This window comes from Cellulomonas triticagri, assembly GCF_003696205.1.
In the GTDB taxonomy this organism is placed as follows: Bacteria; Actinomycetota; Actinomycetes; order Actinomycetales; family Cellulomonadaceae; genus Cellulomonas; species Cellulomonas triticagri.
The window spans coordinates 1-5,138 of record NZ_RFFI01000178.1 but is presented as its reverse complement, the minus strand read 5'-3'; the positions used below and the strand labels follow the sequence as shown (position 1 = coordinate 5,138).

Annotated in this window: 5 protein-coding genes and 1 pseudogene; all 6 read left to right on the top strand. The window is 73.8% G+C overall.

All coding sequences use genetic code 11. From position 1 onward, the window contains the following. A pseudogene (locus EBM89_RS22300) lies at positions 1–233 on the top strand (hypothetical protein); the annotation flags it as partial. Positions 234–244: 11 nt separating this feature from the next. Further along, positions 245–784 carry a hypoxanthine phosphoribosyltransferase gene (gene hpt / locus EBM89_RS19380; RefSeq protein ID WP_122151237.1) on the top strand — a complete coding sequence of 180 codons (540 nt, stop codon included), beginning with the start codon at positions 245–247 and terminating at the stop codon, positions 782–784. A 162-nt stretch (positions 785–946) separates the two neighbouring features. Next, positions 947–2,974 (top strand): ATP-dependent zinc metalloprotease FtsH, encoded by a 2,028-nt coding sequence (gene ftsH / locus EBM89_RS19375; protein ID WP_122151235.1) that lies wholly within the window; start codon positions 947–949, stop codon positions 2,972–2,974. Between the two features lie 35 nt (positions 2,975–3,009). Further along, complete coding sequence (folE, locus tag EBM89_RS19370; RefSeq protein WP_233571865.1) at positions 3,010–3,606, top strand: GTP cyclohydrolase I FolE; 597 nt, start codon at positions 3,010–3,012, stop codon at positions 3,604–3,606. Positions 3,607–3,669: 63 nt separating this feature from the next. After that, on the top strand, positions 3,670–4,554 hold the full coding sequence (gene folP / locus EBM89_RS19365) for a dihydropteroate synthase (protein ID WP_439647211.1): 885 nt from the start codon (positions 3,670–3,672) through the stop codon (positions 4,552–4,554). Further along, the coding region (gene folB, locus EBM89_RS19360; RefSeq protein WP_122151233.1) for a dihydroneopterin aldolase at positions 4,551–5,138 on the top strand (588 nt) is incomplete at its 3' end. The genes folP and folB, both read left to right, overlap by 4 nt.

Sequence of the window (5,138 nt, the reverse complement as noted above, 5' to 3'; positions counted from 1 at the left end):
CCCCGGCGGGGGCGGTCGCGCAGACCCACGTCCGGGCCGTCGCGGCGCTCGTCACCGGGTGGCGCGGGCAGGGCCCCGTGCACCTGCCCGGGCGCGTGGCGGTGCGCCGCACGTGTGGCAGGCTTGCGCTGCGCGCCGAGCCCCCGTCGACCGGGCGGGACGTCGTCGCGCGGGAGGGCACGGCGGACGACGCCGGCCCGGGTGCGAGACCACGAGGAGACGGGCACCGGTGAACGCGGACGACATGGGCCAGGACCTGGAGCGCGTGCTCCTGACCGAGGAGCAGCTCGGGAACCGGCTGGACGAGATCGCGGCGCAGATCGACGCCGACTACGCGGGCCGGGAGATCCTCCTGGTGGGTGTGCTGAAGGGCGCCGTCATGGTGATGGCGGACCTGGCGCGCCGGATCAGCACCCCGCTGGCGATGGACTGGATGGCGGTGTCCTCCTACGGGTCGGGCACGAAGTCCTCCGGCGTCGTGCGGATCCTCAAGGACCTCGACGCCGACCTGACCGGCAAGCACGTCCTGATCGTCGAGGACATCATCGACTCCGGCCTGACGCTGTCCTGGCTGCTCGCGAACCTGCGCAGCCGCGGCCCGGCCTCGGTGCAGATCGCGACGATGCTCCGCAAGCCGGACGCCGCGAAGGTCGAGGTCGAGGTCGCGTACGTCGGCTTCGACATCCCCAACGAGTTCGTCGTGGGCTACGGCCTCGACTACGCCGAGAAGTACCGCAACCTGCCGTTCGTGGGGACCCTGGCCCCGCACGTCTACGGCTCCTGACCCCGCGGGGGTGGCGCGCGGCGGCACGCACGCGCGCCACCCGGCCCGGCGGGTGCGTCCCGCCCTGGGCGAACACGGCCCGACCACCCCAGGTCCAGCGTGTAACTTCGGAGCCTCCACCCCTGCGACCGGAGGGACGAGGGGGCACGCCCCCGTCTGCCCATGACACTCAAGCGCCTCACCCGCGGACCCGTGCTGTGGATCGTCGTCGCCGTCGTGATCCTGTGGATCGCCGCCAGCGCCTTCATGTCCTCCGGCGTGCAGCGGATCGACACCTCCGACGGCCTCGAGCTCCTCCGGGACGGCAAGGTCGACCAGGCCCGCGTCACCGAGGGCGCGCAGCGCGTCGACCTCACGCTGACCGAGGACTTCACCAAGGACGACGAGAACCTGGGCAAGGACGTCCAGTTCTTCTACGTCGCCCCGCAGGGTCCCGAGGTGGTCGAGTCCATCGCCGAGGCCGACCCGGCCGGGGGCTACACCTCCGACGTCCCGCAGCAGTCGTGGTGGGGCAGCCTGCTCACGCTGATCCTGCCGTTCGTCATCATCCTGGGCCTGTTCTGGTTCCTCATGTCGTCGATGCAGGGCGGCGGCTCCCGGGTCATGCAGTTCGGCAAGTCGAAGGCCAAGCTGGTGTCGAAGGAGACGCCGCAGGTCACGTTCGCCGACGTCGCGGGCGTGGACGAGGCCGTCGAGGAGCTGCACGAGATCAAGGAGTTCCTCTCCGAGCCCGGGAAGTTCCAGGCGGTCGGCGCGAAGATCCCGAAGGGCGTGCTGCTGTACGGCCCGCCCGGGACGGGCAAGACCCTGCTGGCGCGCGCCGTCGCGGGCGAGGCCGGCGTGCCGTTCTACTCGATCTCCGGCTCGGACTTCGTGGAGATGTTCGTGGGCGTCGGCGCGAGCCGCGTGCGCGACCTGTTCACGCAGGCCAAGGAGAACTCCCCGGCGATCATCTTCATCGACGAGATCGACGCCGTCGGCCGGCACCGCGGTGCGGGCATGGGCGGCGGCCACGACGAGCGCGAGCAGACCCTCAACCAGATGCTGGTCGAGATGGACGGCTTCGACGTCAAGACGAACGTCATCCTCATCGCGGCGACCAACCGCCCCGACATCCTCGACCCCGCGCTGCTGCGCCCCGGCCGGTTCGACCGGCAGGTCTCCGTCGAGGCGCCCGACCTCAAGGGCCGGGAGCGGATCCTCCAGGTGCACGCGCAGGGCAAGCCGATGGCCACCGACGTCGACCTCGCGGCCGTCGCGCGCCGGACCCCGGGCTTCACGGGCGCGGACCTGGCGAACGTGCTGAACGAGGCCGCGCTGCTCACCGCGCGCTCCAACGCGCAGATCGTGGACAACCGCGCGCTGGACGAGGCCATCGACCGCGTCATCGCGGGCCCGCAGAAGCGGACCCGGGTGATGAAGGTCAAGGAGCAGAAGATCACCGCGTACCACGAGGGCGGGCACGCCCTGGTCGCGGCGGCGCTGCGCTACACCGACCCCGTCACGAAGGTGACGATCCTGCCGCGCGGCCGGGCCCTCGGGTACACGATGGTCATGCCGACGGAGGACAAGTACTCCACGACGCGCAACGAGCTGCTGGACCAGCTCGCGTACGCCATGGGCGGCCGCGTCGCCGAGGAGCTCGTCTTCCACGACCCGACGACGGGTGCGAGCAACGACATCGAGAAGGCCAGCGCCACGGCCCGCAAGATGGTCACGCAGTACGGCATGAGCGAGCTCGTCGGCGCCGTGAAGCTCGGCTCGGACGGCAGCGAGCCGTTCGTCGGCCGCGAGGTCGGCCACGGCCGCGACTACTCCGAGTCCGTCGCGGGCACGGTCGACGTCGAGGTGCGCAAGCTCATGGACGCCGCGCACACCGAGGCGTGGGAGATCCTGGTCGAGTACCGCGACGTCCTCGACGCGCTGGTGCTGGAGCTCCTCGAGAAGGAGACGCTGAACCAGGCCGAGCTCGAGGTCATCTTCCGGCCGATCACCAAGCGCCCGCCGCGCGAGGTGTGGCTGTCCAGCGAGCAGCGCGCGGTGTCGAACCGCCCGCCGGTGCTGACCCCGGCGGAGGTCGCGGAGCAGGACGGGACCGTCGTGCCCCAGGACGAGGCCGCCGCCGCCAAGGACGAGCACCCCGCCGTGGGTGTGGTCGAGGTGCCGCCGAACCAGACGCCGGACGTGTGACGGTGCCGGACGTGCCCGTGGGCGACGGGCTCGACCTGCCGGAGCGCCGCGACCCGCGGACGGTTCCGCCGTACGACGCCGCGCGCGCGGAGGCGGCGGTCCGCGAGCTGCTGGTCGCGGTCGGGGAGGACCCCGACCGCGACGGCCTGCGGGACACCCCGGCGCGCGTCGCGCGCGCCTACCAGGAGGTGTTCGCGGGCCTGCGGCAGGACCCGGCCGAGGTGCTGAGCGCGACGTTCGACATCGGCCACCAGGAGATGGTGCTGGTCAAGGACATCGAGGTGTACTCCACCTGCGAGCACCACCTGGTGCCGTTCCACGGCGTCGCGCACATCGGGTACATCCCGGGCCCCGAGGGGCGCGTGACGGGGCTGAGCAAGCTCGCCCGGCTGGTCGACGTGTACGCGCGGCGCCCGCAGGTGCAGGAGCGGATGACCGGCGAGATCGCCGACGCCCTGGACCGGGTGCTGGAGCCGCGCGGCGTGCTCGTCGTGGTGGAGTGCGAGCACCTGTGCATGTCGATGCGCGGCGTCCGGAAGCCGGGCTCCCGCACGGTCACCTCGGCCGTGCGCGGGCAGATGCGCGACCCCGCGACCCGGGCCGAGGCGATGAGCCTCGTCCTGGGCCGCTGACCGGCACCCACGTGGTCGGGTGCGCGCACCGTGCGGTGCGCCGGACCGCCTAGGCTGGTCGTCGTGCGTCACCCCTCGCCGCTGCCCCCCGCGCTGACCGACGCCGGTCGCGCAGGCCGGAGCCTGGTCATGGGCGTCGTCAACGTCACCCCGGACTCGTTCTCCGACGGGGGGCGCTGGTTCACCCCGGAGGCCGCCGTCGCGCACGGCCTGGCCCTGCTCGACGACGGCGCGGACCTGCTGGACGTCGGCGGGGAGTCCACCCGGCCGGGCGCGCCGCGCGTGCCCGTCGCCGAGGAGCTCGACCGGGTGCTCCCGGTGATCCGCGCGCTCACGGAGCGCGGGGCCGTCGTCAGCGTGGACACCACGCGCGCCGAAGTCGCGGCGGCCGCCGTCGCGGCGGGCGCGACCGTCGTCAACGACGTGTCCGGCGGCCTGGCCGAGCCGGAGATCCGCGAGGTCGTCGCCCGCACCGGGGTTGTGTACGTCGCGATGCACTGGCGCGGGCACGCCGACGTCATGGACGACCTCGCCGACTACGACGACGTCGTCACCGACGTGCGGCGCGAGCTCGCGCAGCGCGTCGCCGAGCTGCGGGCGGTGGGTGTGGCCGACCACCAGGTCGTGCTGGACCCGGGCCTCGGGTTCGCGAAGCCGGGCGCGGCCAACTGGCCGCTGCTGGCGCGGCTGCCCGAGCTCGTGGCGGACGGGTTCCCGGTGCTGGTGGGGGCGTCGCGCAAGCGGTTCCTCGGGCACCTGCTGGCCGGGCCGGACGGCACCCCCGTGCCGCCGGAGCAGCGCGACGCGGCGACCGCCGCGGTCTCCGCGCTGGCGGCGGCGTCCGGGGCGTGGTGCGTGCGGGTGCACGAGGTGCGAGCGACGGCCGACGCGGTGCGCGTGGCGGCCCGGTGGACGGCCGCGGAGCCGTCCGGGGAGGACCAGCGATGAGCGACGAGGACGCGACCGGCGGGCACGGCCGGCGCCTGGACCGGGTCCGGCTGACCGGCATCTCGGCGACCGGGTACCACGGGGTGTTCGAGCACGAGCGGCGCGAGGGGCAGACCTTCGTCGCCGACGTCGTCGTGCACCTCGACACCCGGCGGGCGGCGGCCACCGACGACCTCGCGCACACGCTGCACTACGGCGTGCTCGCCGAGCAGGTCGTCACCGTCCTCGGGGGCGAGCCCGCCGACCTCATCGAGACCGTCGCCGAGCGGATCGCCGCGACCGTGCTGGCGTACCCGCTGGTGCAGGCCGTGGACGTCGTCGTGCACAAGCCGCAGGCACCGATCACCGTGCCGTTCGAGGACGTCGCGGTCGAGGTGCGCCGGGACCGGTCCTGGCTGCCCGCCGCCGAGCCCGTGCCCGCCGACGCCCCGCGCTGGGTGCCCGAGGTCTCGGCCGACGAGGCGGCCGACGCCGCGATGCACGTGCCCGGGCTCGCGCCCGACGAGGAGCCGCCCGCCGCGCGCACCGCCACCGAGCCGCAGCCGTTCGCGGGCGTCCCGACGCCGTCGCTTCCCGTGCCCCCG

Excerpts from the sequence above, each read along its gene's own strand:
- hpt (WP_122151237.1), top strand. The coding sequence starts at position 245 with ATGGGCCAGGACCTGGAGCGCGTGCTCCTGACCGAGGAGCAGCTCGGG.
- ftsH (WP_122151235.1), top strand. The coding sequence starts at position 947 with ATGACACTCAAGCGCCTCACCCGCGGACCCGTGCTGTGGATCGTCGTC.